At 71.8% G+C, this 15,829-nt stretch carries 13 protein-coding genes, 1 tRNA gene and 1 pseudogene; 9 read left to right on the top strand and 6 right to left on the bottom strand.

All coding sequences use genetic code 11. The annotated features are described in order from the left end of the window. Nucleotides 1-108 (top strand): annotated as a pseudogene (locus CR165_RS02960) (IS5-like element ISRso1 family transposase); the annotation flags it as partial. Nucleotides 109-114: 6 nt separating this feature from the next. Here CR165_RS02960 and CR165_RS26100 read toward each other — a convergent pair. The 6 genes from CR165_RS26100 to gatC all read right to left on the bottom strand — a co-directional run bounded on the left by CR165_RS26100 (nucleotide 115) and on the right by gatC (nucleotide 4,883). Further along, nucleotides 115-549 (bottom strand): integrase arm-type DNA-binding domain-containing protein, encoded by a 435-nt coding sequence (locus CR165_RS26100; RefSeq protein ID WP_181377971.1) that lies wholly within the window; start codon nucleotides 547-549, stop codon nucleotides 115-117. 185 nt (nucleotides 550-734) lie between these two features. After that, nucleotides 735-827, bottom strand: a tRNA-Ser gene (locus CR165_RS02950). Nucleotides 828-964: 137 nt separating this feature from the next. Next, nucleotides 965-1,594, bottom strand: a complete 630-nt coding sequence (locus CR165_RS02945) for a glutathione S-transferase family protein (protein ID WP_109515439.1) — start codon at nucleotides 1,592-1,594, stop codon at nucleotides 965-967. Between the two features lie 66 nt (nucleotides 1,595-1,660). After that, a complete protein-coding gene (gene gatB, locus CR165_RS02940; RefSeq protein ID WP_109515438.1) occupies nucleotides 1,661-3,112 on the bottom strand; it encodes an Asp-tRNA(Asn)/Glu-tRNA(Gln) amidotransferase subunit GatB in 1,452 nt (483 codons plus the stop codon). Continuing rightward, a complete protein-coding gene (gatA, locus tag CR165_RS02935) occupies nucleotides 3,109-4,590 on the bottom strand; it encodes an Asp-tRNA(Asn)/Glu-tRNA(Gln) amidotransferase subunit GatA (protein WP_109515437.1) in 1,482 nt (493 codons plus the stop codon). Before gatA ends, gatB begins: the two co-directional genes overlap by 4 nt. A 5-nt stretch (nucleotides 4,591-4,595) precedes the next feature. Then, nucleotides 4,596-4,883 carry an Asp-tRNA(Asn)/Glu-tRNA(Gln) amidotransferase subunit GatC gene (gatC, locus tag CR165_RS02930; RefSeq protein WP_109515436.1) on the bottom strand — a complete coding sequence of 96 codons (288 nt, stop codon included), beginning with the start codon at nucleotides 4,881-4,883 and terminating at the stop codon, nucleotides 4,596-4,598. Between the two features lie 80 nt (nucleotides 4,884-4,963). On the opposite strand from gatC, the gene ruvX reads away from it, so the two are divergent. The 8 genes from ruvX to rnr all read left to right on the top strand — a co-directional run bounded on the left by ruvX (nucleotide 4,964) and on the right by rnr (nucleotide 15,823). Next, a complete protein-coding gene (gene ruvX / locus CR165_RS02925; RefSeq protein WP_109515435.1) occupies nucleotides 4,964-5,452 on the top strand; it encodes a Holliday junction resolvase RuvX in 489 nt (162 codons plus the stop codon). Nucleotides 5,453-5,599: 147 nt separating this feature from the next. Then, complete coding sequence (locus CR165_RS02920) at nucleotides 5,600-6,748, top strand: helix-turn-helix transcriptional regulator (RefSeq protein WP_109515434.1); 1,149 nt, start codon at nucleotides 5,600-5,602, stop codon at nucleotides 6,746-6,748. Nucleotides 6,749-6,839: 91 nt separating this feature from the next. Next, the gene (locus tag CR165_RS02915) at nucleotides 6,840-7,784 is read left to right on the top strand and encodes an aspartate carbamoyltransferase catalytic subunit (RefSeq protein ID WP_109515433.1); all 945 of its coding nucleotides are present in this window, start codon (nucleotides 6,840-6,842) and stop codon (nucleotides 7,782-7,784) included. 8 nt (nucleotides 7,785-7,792) lie between these two features. After that, nucleotides 7,793-9,079: a dihydroorotase gene (locus CR165_RS02910; RefSeq protein WP_109515488.1), complete on the top strand. Its 1,287-nt coding sequence runs from the start codon at nucleotides 7,793-7,795 to the stop codon at nucleotides 9,077-9,079. After that, the gene (gene plsY / locus CR165_RS02905) at nucleotides 9,076-9,681 is read left to right on the top strand and encodes a glycerol-3-phosphate 1-O-acyltransferase PlsY (RefSeq protein ID WP_109515432.1); all 606 of its coding nucleotides are present in this window, start codon (nucleotides 9,076-9,078) and stop codon (nucleotides 9,679-9,681) included. The genes CR165_RS02910 and plsY overlap by 4 nt, the downstream gene beginning before the upstream one ends. Next, nucleotides 9,678-10,790 (top strand): DNA-processing protein DprA, encoded by a 1,113-nt coding sequence (gene dprA, locus CR165_RS02900; protein WP_181377970.1) that lies wholly within the window; start codon nucleotides 9,678-9,680, stop codon nucleotides 10,788-10,790. The genes plsY and dprA overlap by 4 nt, the downstream gene beginning before the upstream one ends. A gap of 59 nt (nucleotides 10,791-10,849) precedes the next feature. Beyond that, nucleotides 10,850-13,609, top strand: coding sequence for a type I DNA topoisomerase (gene topA / locus CR165_RS02895; RefSeq protein WP_109515431.1), 2,760 nt, complete (start codon nucleotides 10,850-10,852; stop codon nucleotides 13,607-13,609). Nucleotides 13,610-13,612: 3 nt separating this feature from the next. Beyond that, a complete protein-coding gene (rnr, locus tag CR165_RS02890; protein WP_109515430.1) occupies nucleotides 13,613-15,823 on the top strand; it encodes a ribonuclease R in 2,211 nt (736 codons plus the stop codon). The last annotated feature ends 6 nt before the right edge of the window (nucleotides 15,824-15,829 follow it).

The following is a 15,829-nucleotide window of genomic DNA, read 5'->3' as shown; positions in this document are numbered from 1 at the left end:
CGTTGGCGCCGCCTGGTTCGCGACTACGAGCGCCGCTGCGACGTCTCCGAAGCCATGATCCACGTCGGCATGGGCGCGCTCCTCATCAGGCGCATCGCCCACCCATGACCATTCTCAAACGGGCACTGAGATGGGCACTCGCCCAATCAGCGGAAAAGCGTACTTTTTTAAGCCTGACTTCCACTGCGCGGGTGACTTTTTGTTCCGCCAGCCGGGAATGTTTTCATCGATGTACATCTGCGCCACCTCGGCAAAGGTCCTTGACCTCGCCCGAAGCTTCTCTGTGGCCCGACGAGCATCGTCCCGATCCGCCTTCGGATCACGGCCCTGTCTTAGGACCTCGCGCCAGCGTTTGACCTCACTTTCCGCCTCCTCCCAAGAGACCATGGCGAAAGTGCCAAGACCTAGCTCCCTAGGTTGGCCATTAAAGGAGTAGCGCATGAGCCACGACATATTATGAGGACCGCGGACCTGCAGCCACAGGTTACTCCCGGCGCTATAGCGCCCGGGCTTTATGGGGATTGGCTGCCCCCTAACAAGCTGAGCCATATCAGCACCCTTCTCCCAGCCCCACGTCCAGCCCACGATCTGTGGACTGCAACGGAGACAAGGCGAACCTAGCACCAATTCCGGAGTTAAAACGAAAAAACGCCGCTGCATCAGCGGCTTGTCAAGTTCTGCCGGACGGCTCCGGAGGTTGGCGGAGGTAGGCGACCGGGGCCGGAAAAGGGAAGTGGCGGAGGGGATGGGATTCGAACCCACGAAACGGGTTATCCCCGTTTAACGGTTTAGCAAACCGCCGCCTTCGGCCACTCGGCCACCCCTCCGCAGGGTGTTGAAGTTTCACGGCGTATGCGAGGCCGCTTCTAGCGTTCCGCGGCGGCCACGTCAAACGCACTCACGGCCCCAGGGGTGAAAAAGCTGGGGATAGAGTTCGGCGCCCCCTCCCCAGCCACGTCCAGGCTCAGCCCAGATGGACGGAGAAGCCCTTCGCCACGGCGGGGCGGCCCATCATGCGGGCATACCAGGCGGCAACGGCCGGGAACTCGTCGAGGCTGCCCAGGTGCCGCTCATGCCGCCAGGCCCAGCCGAGGATGGCGAAGTCGGCGATGCTCGGCTCGCCCTCAGTGGCCACGAAGTCGCGCCCCGCGAGGCGCCGCTCCAGCACGCCGTAGAGGCGGCGCGTCTCGGTCCGGTAGCGCTCCAGCCCGTAGTCGCGCGCAGGGCCTTCGGGGCGGGTCAGGAAGTGGTGCACCTGCCCCGGCATCGGGCCGAAGCCGCCCATCTGCCACATCAGCCACTCCCAGACCTGCACCCGGCCGCGCAGATCGGCGGGGAGGAACTTCCCGGTCTTCTCGGCGAGGTAGAGCAGGATCGCGCCCGATTCGAAGACGGTGATCGGCTGCCCGTCCGGCCCCTCATCGTCGATGATGGCGGGGATGCGGTTGTTGGGGGAGAATTTCAGGAATTCGGGGTCGAACTGCTCGCCCTTGGTGATGTCCACCACCTTGACGGTGTAGGGCAGCCCCATCTCCTCCAGCGCGACGCTGATCTTGCGCCCGTTGGGGGTGTTCCAGGTGTAGAGGGTGATCATAGCGCGGCGGGCCCTCCCGGCCTTCATGGTTCGAGGCCGGAAGGGAAGCACGCGGCGGGGCTGGCGTCAGCCCAGCTTCTTCTTCAGCAGCTCGTTCACCAGGGCCGGGTTGCCCTTGCCCTGCATGGCCTTCATCGTCTGGCCGACGAAGAAGCCGAACAGCTTGTCCTTGCCGGAGCGGTATTCCTCCACCTTGCCGGCATTGGCGGCCATCACCTGGTCGATCACCGCCTCGATCGCGCCGGTGTCGGTCACCTGCTTCAGGCCGCGCTCCTCGACGATGAGGCCGGGCGCCTTGCCGGTCTCGAACATCGCCTCCAGCACCTCCTTGGCGAGCTTGCCGGAGAGGGTGTTGTCGGAGATCAGGTCGAGCAGCGCGCCGAGGTCCTCGGCGCTGACCGGCGAGCTGCCGATGCTGGCGCCCACGCGGTTGAGCCCGGCGAAGAAGTCGCCGGTGATCCAGTTGGCGGCCATCTTGGGGTCGCGGCCCTTCGCCACGGCCTCGTAGAAGGCGGCCGTCTCCTTCTCCAGCGTCAGAACATGGGCGTCATAGGGCGTCAGGCCGAAATCGCCGACATAGCGGGCGCGGCGGGCGTCGGGCAGTTCCGGCAGGGCGGCCTTGAGGCTGTCCACCCAGGACTGCTCCAGCACCAGCGGCGGCAGGTCGGGGTCGGGGAAGTAGCGGTAGTCATGCGCATCCTCCTTGGAGCGCATGGAGCGGGTGACGCCGCGGGTGGTGTCGAACAGGCGGGTCTCCTGCACCACCTCCTCGCCCGCTTCCCACAGTTCCACCTGCCGGCGCGCCTCGGCCTCCACCGCCTGCATGACGAAGCGGATGGAGTTGACGTTCTTCACCTCGCAGCGGGTGCGGAACCCCTCCCCCGCCTTGCGGACGGAGACGTTGACGTCGGCGCGCAGCGAGCCCTGCTCCATGTTGCCGTCGCAGGTGCCAAGGTAGCGCAGGATCTGTCGCAGCTTGGTCAGGTAGGCGCCGGCTTCCTCCGGGGAGCGCATGTCCGGCTCGGAGACGATCTCCATCAGCGCGACGCCCGAGCGGTTGAGGTCGATGTAGCTCTTGCTCGGGTGCTGGTCGTGCAGCGACTTGCCGGCATCCTGCTCCAGGTGCAGCCGCGTGATGCCGATGGTCTTGGTGCTGCCGTCGCCGAGCTGGATCTCGATCTGCCCCGTGCCGATCACCGGGTACTGGTACTGGCTGATCTGGTAGCCCTGCGGCAGGTCCGCGTAGAAATAGTTCTTGCGGTCGAAGCGCGACCACAGGTTCACCTGCGCGTTCAACCCGAGCCCGGTGCGCACGGCCTGGGCCACGCATTCGCGGTTGATCACCGGCAGCATGCCGGGGAAGCCCGCATCGATGAAGCTGACCTGGCTGTTGGGCTCGGCGCCGAACTCGGTCGCGGCGCCGCTGAACAGCTTGGCCATCGAGGTGACCTGGGCATGCACCTCCAGCCCGATCACCACTTCCCACGGGCCGGTGCTGCCCTCGATCGTGTAGCTCATGCCGCGGCCCTCAGAGCGGGAAGCGCGTGGAAGCCGGCCGCGCGCTCGATGGCGCCGCCGACGGCGAAGACCGTCTCCTCGTCGAAGGGGCGGCCCAGCACCTGCAGGCCGAGCGGCAGCCCCTTCCCGTCCAGCCCCGCCGGCACGGACATGCCGGGGATGCCCGCCAGGTTGGCGGTGATGGTGAAGACGTCGTTCAGATACATCGCCACGGGGTCGTCCTGGTTCTCGTCCCGGCCGAAGGCGGCGGTGGGGGTGGCGGGGGTCAGGATGGCGTCCACCTGCGCCCAGGCCTGGTCGAAGTCGCGCTTGATCAGCGCCCGCACCTGCTGCGCCTTGACGTAGTAGGCGTCGTAATAGCCGGCGGAGAGGACGTAGGTGCCGATCAGGATGCGGCGCTTGACCTCATCGCCGAAGCCGGCGGCGCGGGTCCGCTCGTAGAGGTCCTTCAGGTCCTCGCCATTTTCGCGCAGGCCGAAGCGCACGCCGTCATAGCGGGCGAGGTTGGTGGAAGCCTCGGCCGGCGCCACGATGTAGTAGGTGGGCAGCGCGTATTTCGTGTGCGGCAGGCTGATGTCCACCAGCGTGGCGCCCTCGGCGCGCAGCCAGTCCATGCCCTGCCGCCACAGCGCGTCGATCTCGGGGGAGAGCCCCTCCACCCGGTATTCGCGCGGGATGCCGATGCGCAGCCCCTTCACGCCGCGCGCGACGGCCGCGGCGAAATCCGGCACCGCCACATCGGCGCTGGTGGAGTCCCTCGGGTCGAACCCGGCCATGGAGCCGAGCAGGATGGCGCAATCCTCCACCGTGCGCGCCACCGGCCCCGCCTGGTCGAGCGAGGAGGCATAGGCCACGATGCCGAAGCGCGAGCAGCGCCCATAGGTGGGCTTGATGCCGCTGACGCCGCAGAAGGCGGCCGGCTGGCGGATCGAGCCGCCCGTGTCGGTCGCCGTGGCGCCGAGGGCGAGGCGCGCCGCCACCGCCGCCGCCGAGCCGCCGGAGGAGCCGCCGGGCACCAGCGCGGTGTCGTCGCCCTGGCGCTTCCACGGGTTCTCGGCCGCGCCGAAGGCGGAGGAGGTGTTGGAGGAGCCCATGGCGAACTCGTCGAGATTCGCCTTGCCCAGGAACACCGCGCCGTCGCGCAGCAGGTTGCCCGTCACCGTGCTCTCATAGGGCGGCACGAAATCGCCCAGGATGCGGCTGCCTGCCGTGGTGCGGGTGCCGGCGGTGCAGAACAGGTCCTTGATGGCCAGCGGGATGCCGGCAAGCGGACCGGCCTCGCCGCGCGCCAGCGCCGCATCGGCCTCGGCCGCCTGGGCGGCGGCGAGTTCCGGCGTCACGGTGATGTAGGCGTTGAGGCGCGGGTTGAGCGCCGCGATGGCGTCGAGATGCGCCTGCGTCAGCTCCGCGGCGCTGATCTCGCGCGCGGCGAGGGCGCGGCGGGCGCCGGCGATGGTCAGTTCGGTCGGGTGCGTCATGCCGCTCACTCCACCACCTTGGGCACGGCGAAGAAGGCGCCGGCGCGGTCCGGCGCGTTGGCCAGCACCTGCTCCTGGATGCCGCCATCGGTCACGCGGTCCTCGCGCATCCGCAGCGCCTGGGCGCCGCCGCCGGCCATCGGCTCCACCCCTTGGGTGTCGACCGCCTGCAACTGCTCGATCCAGCCCAGGATTCCATTCAGTTCGGCCTCAAGGCGCGGCAGGTCGGCCTCCTCCACCCTGAGGCGGGCGAGCGAGGCGACGCGCCGGACTGTGGCGGTGTCGAGCGACATTCGTTTTCTTCCGGAGAGTGATCAGATCAGGTTCGCGCGGAACAATTGCGCGACGACGGGGGCGGACCATAAACACCGCCATGCCCATCTTCAACCTGAGCCAACTCCGCACCGCCCTGCCCCGCGAGGCAAGGCTGATCGGCCTGGACCCCGGCAAGCGCGTCATCGGGGTGGCGCTGTCCGACGTCCTGCTGATGTTAGCCAGCCCGTACAAGGGCCTGACCCGCGGCAAGCTGGCCGCCAACGCCGCCGAGATCGCCGCCATCGCGCGCAAGGAGGGAGCGGGCGGGCTGGTGGTCGGGCTGCCGCTGGGGATGGACGGCTCCTTCGGCCCGGCCGCCCAGGCGGCGAAGGACTGGGCCATCGCCCTCTCCGCCGCCACCGGCCTGCCGGCGGCGCTGTGGGACGAGCGCCTCTCCTCCTCCGCCGTAAACCGGATGATGATCGAGGAGGCCGACCTGACGCGCGGCAAGCGGGCCAAGGCGGTGGATGCCGCCGCGGCGGCCTACATGCTCCAGGCGGCGCTGGACGCGACGCGTGGCGCCCCGGATGGCCCGCGCCAGGGCTGAAGGCGCGCGGGGTGGGCGGGGGGAAGGCGCCGAGCGCGCGGCCCGGGCCCGCCCACGGCCGCAACCCTCACGCCAGAGCCTTGCGTCAGACGGGCCGCCGGTTCCATTGTGGGAGTCTGTTACAATCCGGAAGAGGCCGCGCGGGCCATGCCTGAAGACCGCCTCGACGCGCTGATCGATGATCTCTACGGGCTGGCCGCGGATGGCGGCTCCAGCGAGTCCGGGTGGGAGGCATTGCTGGCACGGGTGGCGCTGCTCATGGGAGCCACCTCGGCCGCACTGCAACTGGCCAGCCCGCAGCAGGGAACGACACGGCTGCTGGCCACCCACAACGTGGCCGACGCGGTGAACCAGGATTACGCCGCACACTTCTTCCCGCGCGATATCTTCATGGACCAGGCACACGCCATGCCCGGCCAGCTCATGCTGAGCCAGGACCACCTGCCCGACGCGCAGGTGGCGCAGTCCGAGATCTACAACGACCTGTTCCGGCATCACCTGCACGGGGCGTTCTATGTCGCCGGTGGGGTGACGCCGGTGGGGGACGGCCAGGTGCTGGGCTTCGGCCTGCAGCGCGCCCGGGAGCGCGGCGCCTTCACGGCCGAGGAAAGCCGCACCCTGCAGCGCCTCTGGCCGCATCTGCGCCGCGCCGCCCAGGTGCAGCTGCGGCTCCAGCAGGCCGAGGTCTCGCAGCGCCTGGGCTTCGAGGCGCTGGACCGCATGACGGGGGGCATCGTCATCCTGGCCGCCGACCGCCGCATCCTGTTCATGAACCGGGCGGCGCGGCGGCTGCTGGAGGAGCGGAGCGGCTGCGCCACCACCGGCAATGGCGGCCGGCTGCGCCTGACCTACGGCCCGGCGGATGAGCGGTTCTCCCTGCTGCTGGCGCAGGCCACCACCATGGGCCCGCCGCGCCGCGCCAACACCCTGCGCTGCCCGCGCGCCGAGGGGCTGCCGGCGCTGATGCTGCTGGTGGCACCCTTCCAGCCGCAGACCATGGTGGCTATGCCCGGCGCGGCGCCGCTGGCGCTGCTGCTGATCTCCGACCCGCGCGACGTTCCGCCGCCCCTGCCCGATCAGCTCATGGCCCTGTTCGGCCTGACGCCGGCCGAGGCGGGGGTTGCCGCCAGCCTGGCCCAGGGGCTGAGCCCGGAGGAGGTGGCGCAGGCGCGGGAGGTGCGGCTGAGCACGGTGCGGAGCCAGGTGCAGGCGCTGCTGGCCAAGACCGGCACACGCCGCCAGGGCGAATTGCTGCGCCTGCTGCTCTCCCTGCCGCAGGCGGCGGCGCCGGACTGAGCACTGCGGCCGGCGCGAGGGTGGCGGCCGGCCCTTCCGGCGCGGCGCACGTATGGCTATGGTCCCCCGCCTCTAGCCGGACTGGTCCCGCATGCTGCCCTTTCCTCACCGGCACCTCCTGGCCCTGCAAGGGCTGGAGCCGCCCTATATCGCCGATCTCCTGGATCTGGCGGAATCCTATGCCCTGCTCAACCGTAGCGGGAAGACCCAGCGCGACCTGCTCAAGGGCCAGACGCTGATCAACCTGTTCTTCGAGGACAGCACCCGCACCCGCACCAGCTTCGAGCTGGCCGGCAAGCGGCTGGGCGCGGACGTGATCAACATGTCCGTCAGCCAGTCCAGCGTGAACAAGGGGGAGACGCTGCTCGACACCGCCTCCACCCTGAACGCCATGCATTGCGACCTGCTGGTGGTGCGCCACGCGCAGTCCGGCGCGCCCGCCCTGCTGAGCCAGAAGGTCGATGCCGCGGTGATCAACGCCGGCGACGGCACGCATGAGCACCCCACCCAGGCGCTGCTCGACGCGCTGACCATCCGCCGCCGCAAGGGCCGGCTGGAGAACCTCACCGTCGCCATCTGCGGCGACGTGCTGCACAGCCGGGTGGCGCGCAGCAACATCCACCTGCTCAGCGCCATGAACTGCCGGGTGCGCGTGGTGGGGCCGCCGACGCTGATCCCGGCCGAGGCGGCGCGGATGGGCGTCGAGGTGTTCCACGACATGAAGGCCGGCCTGCGCGACGCCGACGTGGTGATGATGCTGCGCCTGCAGAAGGAGCGCATGGCCGGCGGCCTGGTGCCCTCGGCGCGCGAGTTCTTCCGCTTCTACGGGCTCGATGCCGCCAAGCTGGCGCACGCCAGGCCCGATGCCATCGTCATGCACCCCGGCCCGATGAACCGTGGCGTCGAGATCGACAGCGCCATCGCCGACGACCCGGCGCGCAGCGTCATCGGCGAGCAGGTGGAGATGGGCGTCGCCGTCCGCATGGCGGTGCTCGACATCCTCTCGCGCAACATGCGCCGGAACGCCCGGCTGTGACCGCCCCCATGCACGACACCCCCCGCGACACGCTGTTCATCAACGCCCGGCTGCTCGACCCCGCCTCGGGGCTGGACGCGCCGGGCAGCCTGCTGGTCAGCCGCGGCGTCATCGCCGATCATGGTGGCGCGCTCGGCAACCCGGAGGCGGCCGAGACCGTCGATTGCGGCGGCGCCGTGCTGGCGCCGGGGCTGGTCGACATGCGCGCCGCCCTGGGCGAGCCCGGCGCGGAATACCGCGAAACCATCGAGAGCGCGGCGCTGGCGGCGGCGGCGGGCGGCATCACCACCCTCTGCGCCCTGCCCGACACCCAGCCGGCGCTGGACGACGCCGCCCTGCTGCAGTTCATCCTGCGCCGGGGCGAGGCCACCGGCAGCCTCTCCATCCTGCCCTATGGCGCCGCCACCAAGGGTTGCGCCGGCCAGGAGATCTCGGAATACGGCCTGCTGCGCGAGGCCGGCGCCATCGCCTTCAGCGACGGGCGCCACGCCATCGGCAGCGCGCGCACCATGCGCATCGCCCTCTCCTATGCCCGCGCCTTCGGCAGCTTCGTGGTGCAGCACCCGGAGGAGCCTTCCCTGGCACGCGGCGGCGTCGCCACCGAGGGCGAGCTGGCCACCCGGCTCGGCCTCGCCGGCATCCCCCCCGCGGCCGAGGCCATCATGGTGGCGCGCGACATCGCGCTGGCCCGCATCACCGGCGGCCATGTCCACTTCGCCCATGTCTCCACCGGCGCGGCGCTCGACCTGATCCGGGCCGCCAAGGCCGAGGGGCTGCGCGTCACCTGCGACACCGCGCCGCCCTATTTCGACCTGAACGAGACGGCGATCGGCGATTTCCGCACCTACGCCAAGCTCTCCCCGCCGCTGCGGCGGGAGGCGGACCGGCTGGCCGTGGTGGCGGCCCTGGCCGACGGCACGATCGATGCCATCGCCTCCGACCACCAGCCGGCCGATGCCGACGACAAGCGCCTGCCCTTCGCCCAGGCCTCGGCCGGCGGCACGGGGCTGGCCACGCTGCTCGGCATCACCCTCTCCCGCGTGCATGGCGGCGACCTGACGCTGCTCCAGGCCCTGGCCCTGCTGACCTGCCGCCCCGCCGCCCTGCTCGGCCTGCCGGTGGGCCGGCTGGAGCGCGGCGCGCCAGCCGACCTGCTGCTGCTCGACCCCGAGCGGGCCTGGAAGGTCGAGGCCGGCAAATTGCCCGGCAAGGCGCAGAACTCGCCCTTCGACGGACGGGCGCTGGAAGGCCGGGTGCTGGGCACCTGGAAGGCCGGGCGGCGGGTGTTCGGATGAGCCTGCTGCTCGCCGCCGCGCTGCTCGGCTACCTCTCCGGCTCCGTGCCCTACGGGCTGCTGCTGACCCGCGCGGCGGGGCTCGGCGACATCCGCCAGATCGGCAGCGGCAACATCGGCGCCACCAACGTGCTGCGCACCGGCAACAAGAAGGTGGCGGCGGCGACGCTGCTGCTGGACGCGCTGAAGGGCGTGGTGCCGGTGCTGGCGCTCGGCGCGCTGTGGGGCCGCGATGCCGGGCTGGTGGCCGGGCTGGCGGCGCTGCTGGGCCACATCTTTCCTGTCTGGCTGGGCTTCAAGGGCGGCAAGGGCGTCGCCACCGGCGCCGGCGTGCTGCTCGCCGCCGCCTGGTGGGTGGGGCTGGCCTGCGCCGTGCTGTGGTTCGTCATGGCGAAGGTGACGCGCATCTCCTCCGCCTCGGCGCTCACCGCCTGCGCCGCGGCGCCGCTGGTGGCGCTGCTCTCGGGCGACCTGCGGCTGGCCGGCTTCGCGCTGGTGCTGGCGCTGCTGATCATCTGGCGCCACCAGGACAATATCCGCCGCCTGCTGGCCGGCACCGAGCCGCGCATCGGCCAGAAGAACAAGAGCCAGAACAACCAGTGACGCGGAACGCGGCCGAGGCGCTGGCCCTGCTGCGGCTGGCGCGCACCGAGGGGATCGGCCCCATCGCCTTCCAGAAGCTGCTGGCCCGGCACGGCTCCGGCGCCGCCGCGCTGGCGGCGGTGCCCGGCCTGCCGGCACGCGGCGGCACCCCCTACCGCCCCGCGCCGGAGGCCGCCGTGGCGCGGGAGATGGCGGCGGTGGCCGAGATGGGCGGCCGCTTCCTGTTCCTGGGCGATGAGGATTATCCCCCTCTCCTGGCGCTGTTGCCGGACGCGCCGCCGGCGCTGGCCGTGGTGGGGGACCCGGCGCTGCTGCTGGCGCCGCAGGTGGCGCTGGTGGGGGCGCGCAACAGCTCCGGCCTTGGCCGCCGCATGGCGGAGGAACTGGCCGAGGCGCTGGCCGCCGCCGGCATCACCGTCACCTCCGGCCTGGCGCGTGGCATCGACGGCGCGGCGCACCGGGGCGCGCTGCGGGCGGGCGCCACCATCGCCGTCATTCCCGGCGGGCTGGACGTGCCCTACCCGCCCGAGCACCTGGAGCTGCAGGGGCTGATCGCCGAGCGCGGCGCCGTGGTGGCCGAGGCGCCGCTCGGCACGGCGCCCATCGCCCGGCACTTCCCGCGCCGCAACCGCATCATCGCCGGCCTCAGCCTGGGCGTGGTGGTGGTGGAGGCGGCCTACCGCTCCGGCACGCTGATGACGGCGCGGCTGGCGCTGGAGGCGGGGCGCGAGGTGTTCGCCGTGCCCGGCAGCCCGCTCGGCCCGCGCTGCGCCGGCTCCAACGACCTGCTGCGCCAGGGCGCGCACCTCGTCGAGCGGGCGGAGGACGTGCTGGAGAATCTGCCCGAGGCGCCGCGCGCGGCCCCCCTGTTCCGCCCCGCCCGCGCCCCCGCGCACCCGGCCGCGCCCGGCCCCGACCCCGCGGCGCTTCCCGCAGAGATGGCGCAAGTCCTTGATTTAATAGGAGCAGCACCAGTTGTGGTTGACGAGTTGCTGCGACGCTGCCACCTCTCCCCTGCTGCGGTGCAAGCAATCCTGCTCGATCTGGAGCTGGAGGGACGTATAGAAGCCCTGCCGGGCAACCGCGTGGTCCGCAGCGGATTACGGTAGAGACAACGCCTGACCAGAACGCCGCCCCAGGTGGCCAGAGAGAGCGCAGCACACCTGCCATGACCGACGTCGTCGTCGTCGAATCGCCGGCCAAGGCGAAGACCATCAACAAGTATCTGGGCCAGGACTTCACGGTGCTGGCGAGCTTCGGCCATGTCCGCGACCTGCCGGCCAAGGATGGCAGCGTCCGGCCGGACGAGGATTTCGCCATGGACTGGTCCGCCGAGGACCGGGGCGAGAGGCAGGTCGCCGCCATCGCCAAGGCGGTGAAGGGTGCCCGCAACCTCTACCTCGCCACCGACCCCGACCGAGAGGGCGAGGCGATCTCCTGGCACGTGCAGGAGATGCTGCGGGAGAAGGGCGCGCTGCGCGGCGTCCAGGTGCACCGCATCACCTTCAACGAGATCACCAAGCGGGCGGTGCAGCACGCCCTGGCGCATCCGCGCGACCTGGACACGCCGCTGATCGAGGCCTACCTGGCCCGGCGCGCGCTGGACTATCTGGTGGGCTTCACCCTCTCCCCCGTGCTGTGGCGCAAGCTGCCGGGCAGCCGCTCGGCCGGGCGCGTGCAGTCGGTCGCGCTGCGCCTCATCTGCGAGCGGGAAGCCGAGATCGAGGTGTTCAAGGCGCGCGAGTACTGGACGGTGGAGGGCCGCTTCCTCACCGCCAGCTCCGCCCCCTTCACCGCCCGGCTGACGCATCTGGACGGGCGGAAGCTCGAGCAGTTCGACCTGCCGGACGAGGCCCGCGCGCTCCGCGCCAAGGCCGCGGTGGAGGCCGGCAGCTTCAGCGTCGCCAGCGTCGAGAAGCGGCGGGTGCGGCGCAACCCGCCGCCGCCCTTCACCACCTCCACCCTGCAGCAGGAGGCCTCCCGCAAGCTTGGCTTCGGCGCGCAGCAGACCATGCGCCAGGCCCAGCAGCTCTATGAGGGCGTGGACATCCAGGGCGAGACGGTCGGCCTCATCACCTACATGCGGACGGATGGCGTGCAGATGGCGCGGGAGGCGATGTTCGCCATCCGCGACCATGTGAAGGAGAGCTTCGGCCCCGACTACATCCCCGCCGCGCCGCGCGAGTATTCCTCCAAGGCCAAGAATGCCCAGGAGGCGCACGAGGCGATCCGCCCCACCGATGTGCGCCGCACGCCGGAGCAGGTGGCGCGCTTCCTGACGCCCGAGCAGCGCCGCCTCTACGAGCTGGTGTGGAAGCGGGCTGTGGCCAGCCAGATGCAGTCCGCCGAGCTGGACCAGACGGCGGTGGATCTGGCCGAGCCCAGCGGCCAGACCCGGCTGCGCGCCACCGGCAGCGTCATCGCCTTCGACGGCTTCCTGAAGCTGTACCGCGAGGATGTGGACGACGCCCCCGCCGGCGCCACCTCCGGCGAGGAGGACGATACCCGCACCCTGCCGCCCATGCGGGAGAAGGACCCCACCAGGCTGACCGCGGCGAACGCCGACCAGCACTTCACGCAGCCGCCGCCGCGCTACTCGGAGGCCAGCCTGGTGAAGAAGATGGAGGAGCTCGGCATCGGCCGCCCCTCCACCTACGCCTCCATCCTGCAGACGCTGCAGGACCGCGACTACGTGAAGATCGACAAGCGGCGCTTCGTGCCGGAGGACCGCGGCCGGCTGGTCACCGCCTTCTTGGTGAACTTCTTCGAGCGCTACGTGGACAGCAACTTCACCGCCAGCATGGAGGAGAAGCTCGACGACATCTCCGGCGGGCGGGCCGACTGGCGCGCGGTGATGCGCGCCTTCTGGGAGGATTTCAACGCCGCCATCGGCGCCACCAAGGACCTGACGATCAGCGCCGTGATTGACGCGCTGGACGAGGAGCTGGGGCCGCACTTCTTCCCCACCCCGGCCGATGGCGGCGACCCGCGCGCCTGCCCGGCCTGCGGCAATGGCCGGCTCGGGCTGCGGCTCGGGCGCAACGGCGCCTTCATCGGCTGCTCCAACTACCCGGAGTGCCGCCACACCCGCCCGCTCAGCGTGCCCGGCAACGAGCCGGAAGGCGACGCGGCGCTGGCCGGCGGCATCAAGGAGCTGGGCACCGATCCGGTGAGCGGCGCGCCGGTGACGCTGCGGCGCGGGCCCTACGGCCTCTACGTCCAGCTAGGCGAGGGCGGCACCGATGCCAAGGGCAAGCCGACCAAGCCCAAGCGCGCCAGCCTGGCGCGCGGCATGGACCCGGATTCGCTCGATCTCGACCGGGCGCTCGCCCTGCTCGCCCTGCCGCGCATCGTCGGCCTCCACCCCGAGACGGGCGAGGAGATCTCGGCCGCCATCGGGCGCTTCGGCCCCTATGTGAAGATGGGCAGCATCTACAAGTCGCTGGACAAGGATGACGACGTGCTGACCGTCGGCATCAACCGCGCCGTGGCGCTGCTGGCCGATGCCAAGGCCAAGGTCCGCTCCATGGGCGCGCACCCGAAGGATGGCGAGCCGGTGGAGATCAAGCGCGGCCGCTTCGGGCCCTTCGCGCAGCATGCCGGCATGGTGGCGAGCCTGCCGCGCAACCTGACGATGGAGGAGATCACCCTCGACCAGGCGGTGGCGCTGCTGGCCGAGAAGGGCAAGAAGCTGCCGCCGCTCGGCGCCAAGAAGGGCGCGAAGAAGGCCGCGCCGAAGAAGGCGGCCGCCGAGGAGGCCACGGCCGAGGCGAAGCCCAAGGCGCCGGCGAAGAAGGCCGCGGCCAAGCCCAAGGCCGCCGCCGCGAAGGCCAGCACGACCAAGACCGGCACGGCGAAGGCCAGCACGGCGAAAGCCAGCACGGCCAAGGCTCCGGCGAAGAAGGCCGCCGCCAAGGCGAAGGCCTGACCGGTGCCGGGCGAGGACGCGGCGCCCGGCCCTGAGCTTCCCTCGCGTGAGGCGCTGCGGCGCTTCCTGCGGGAAGCAAGTGGCCGCGTGGGCAAGAGCGAGATCGCCCGGCATTTCGGGCTGGGCGTGGAGCAGCGCCCGGCCCTGCGCGCGCTGATGAAGGCGCTGGAGGAGGAGGGCTGGGTGCCCGAGGCCGGCGCCCGCCCCGCCGGGGGTGGCGCCCTGCCCGAGATGGTGCCGCTGGAGGTGTTCGGCACCGATGCCGATGGCGAGCCCCTCGCCCGCCCGATCCGCTGGGAGGGCCGCGGCCGCCCGCCGCTCGTGCTGATGCGCCCCGAGCGCCCCGGCCAGCCCGCCCTGGCCCCCGGCGAGCGCATCCTGGCGCGGGTGAAGCCGCTGGGCGGCGGGCGCTACGAGGGCCGCACCTTCAAGCGCATCGGCGGCGGCCCGGCGCGCATCCTGGGCGTCTACCAAGAGGGGCGCATCCAGCCCACCGACCGCCGCCAGCGCCAGGAATGGAGCGTGGCGCCCGCGGACAGCCTGGGCGCCGAGCCCGGCGAGCTGGTGCTGGCCGAGGCGCTGCCCGGCAGCCCGCTCGGCCTGCGCCCGGCGCGGGTGACCGAGCGGCTGGGGCCGCTCGACGCGCCACGCGCCGTCTCGATGCTCTGCATCCACGCCCACCGCATCCCGGAGGCGTTCCCGCCCGGCGCGTTGGCCGAGGCGGAACGCGCCCGCCCCGTGGGCGCGGAAGGCCGCGAGGACCTGCGCGCGCTGCCGCTGGTGACGATCGACGGCGAGGATGCGCGGGATTTCGACGACGCCGTCTGGGCCACCGCCGAGGGCGGCGGCTGGCGCGTGGTGGTGGCCATCGCCGATGTGGCGCACTACGTCCGCCCCGGCAGCGCGCTCGACGGCGCCGCCTGGGAGCGCGGCAACAGCGTCTATTTCCCCGACCGCGTCGTGCCGATGCTGCCCGAGGCGCTCTCCAACGGGCTGTGCAGCCTGCGCCCGGGCGAGGAGCGCGGCTGCCTCTTCGTCGAGATGACCTTCGACGCCCAGGGCCAGAAGACCGGCCACCGCTTCGGCCGCGGGCTGATGCGCTCCCTCGCCCGCCTCACCTACGAGCAGGTGCAGGCCAGCCGGACGGCCGCCGACGCCGCCCTGCCCATGGCCGAGATCGACGCGCTGTATGGCGCCTACGCCGCCCTGGCGGCGGCGCGTGAGCGGCGCGGCACGCTGGACCTCGACCTGCCCGAGCGCCGCGTGCTGCTGGCCGGGGATGGCATGGTGCGCGACGTGGTGCCGCGCCAGCGCCTCGATTCCCACCGGCTGATCGAGGAATTCATGGTGGCCGCCAATGTCTGCGCGGCGGAGGAGCTGGAGCGCCGCCACCAGCCCCTGCTCTACCGCGTGCATGAGCGCCCCTCCGACGAGAAGCTGGAGGCGCTGCGCCAGTTCCTCGAGGCCATGGAGCTGGGCCTGCCCGCTTCCGACCGCATCCACCCGCGCGACTTCGCCCGCCTGCTCGATCAGGTGGCGGAGCGGCCCGAGGCACGGCTGGTGCACGAGACGGTGCTGCGCGCCCAGTCCCAGGCCGAGTACGCGCCGGACAATGCCGGGCATTTCGGCCTGGCGCTCGCCCGCTACGCGCATTTCACCAGCCCGATCCGCCGCTATGCCGATCTCGTCGTCCACCGCGCCCTGGTGCGTGGCCTGAAGCTCGGCGAGGGCGGGCTGGAGGAGGCGGAGACGGCCCGCCTGCCAGACACGGCGGAGCACATCACCCGTACCGAGCGCCGCGCCGCCGCCGCCGAGCGCGAGGCGGTGGAGCGCTACCTGACGCTGCACATGGCGTCCCGCGTCGGCGGCATGTTCGAGGCGCGGATTTCGGGGGTGACACGCTTCGGCCTGTTCGTCACGCTCACGGAGAACGGCGCGGGGGGACTCGTGCCGTCCTCATCCCTGCCGGACGATCAATGGACCTACGAGGAAGCCGCGCGCCGGCTTTCCGGCCGCCACACGCGCCTGTCCTTCAGCCTGGGACAGCCCGTGGAGGTGCGCCTGGCCGAGGCGACGCCGCTGACCGGCGGCCTGGTGTTCGAGCTGCTCGGTGCCACCCCGCCGGTGCCGGGCGCCCGCCGCAGCCGCATCCGGCGCGGGCCGCCCAAGGGCACCCCCGGCAAGCCGCCGGCGCGCGGAGCCAGGCCGCGCTAGCCATCG

The organism is Teichococcus aestuarii (genome assembly GCF_003116135.1).
GTDB classification, from domain to species: Bacteria; Pseudomonadota; Alphaproteobacteria; order Acetobacterales; family Acetobacteraceae; genus Pseudoroseomonas; species Pseudoroseomonas aestuarii.
This window is presented reverse-complemented; position numbering and strand designations above follow the sequence as displayed.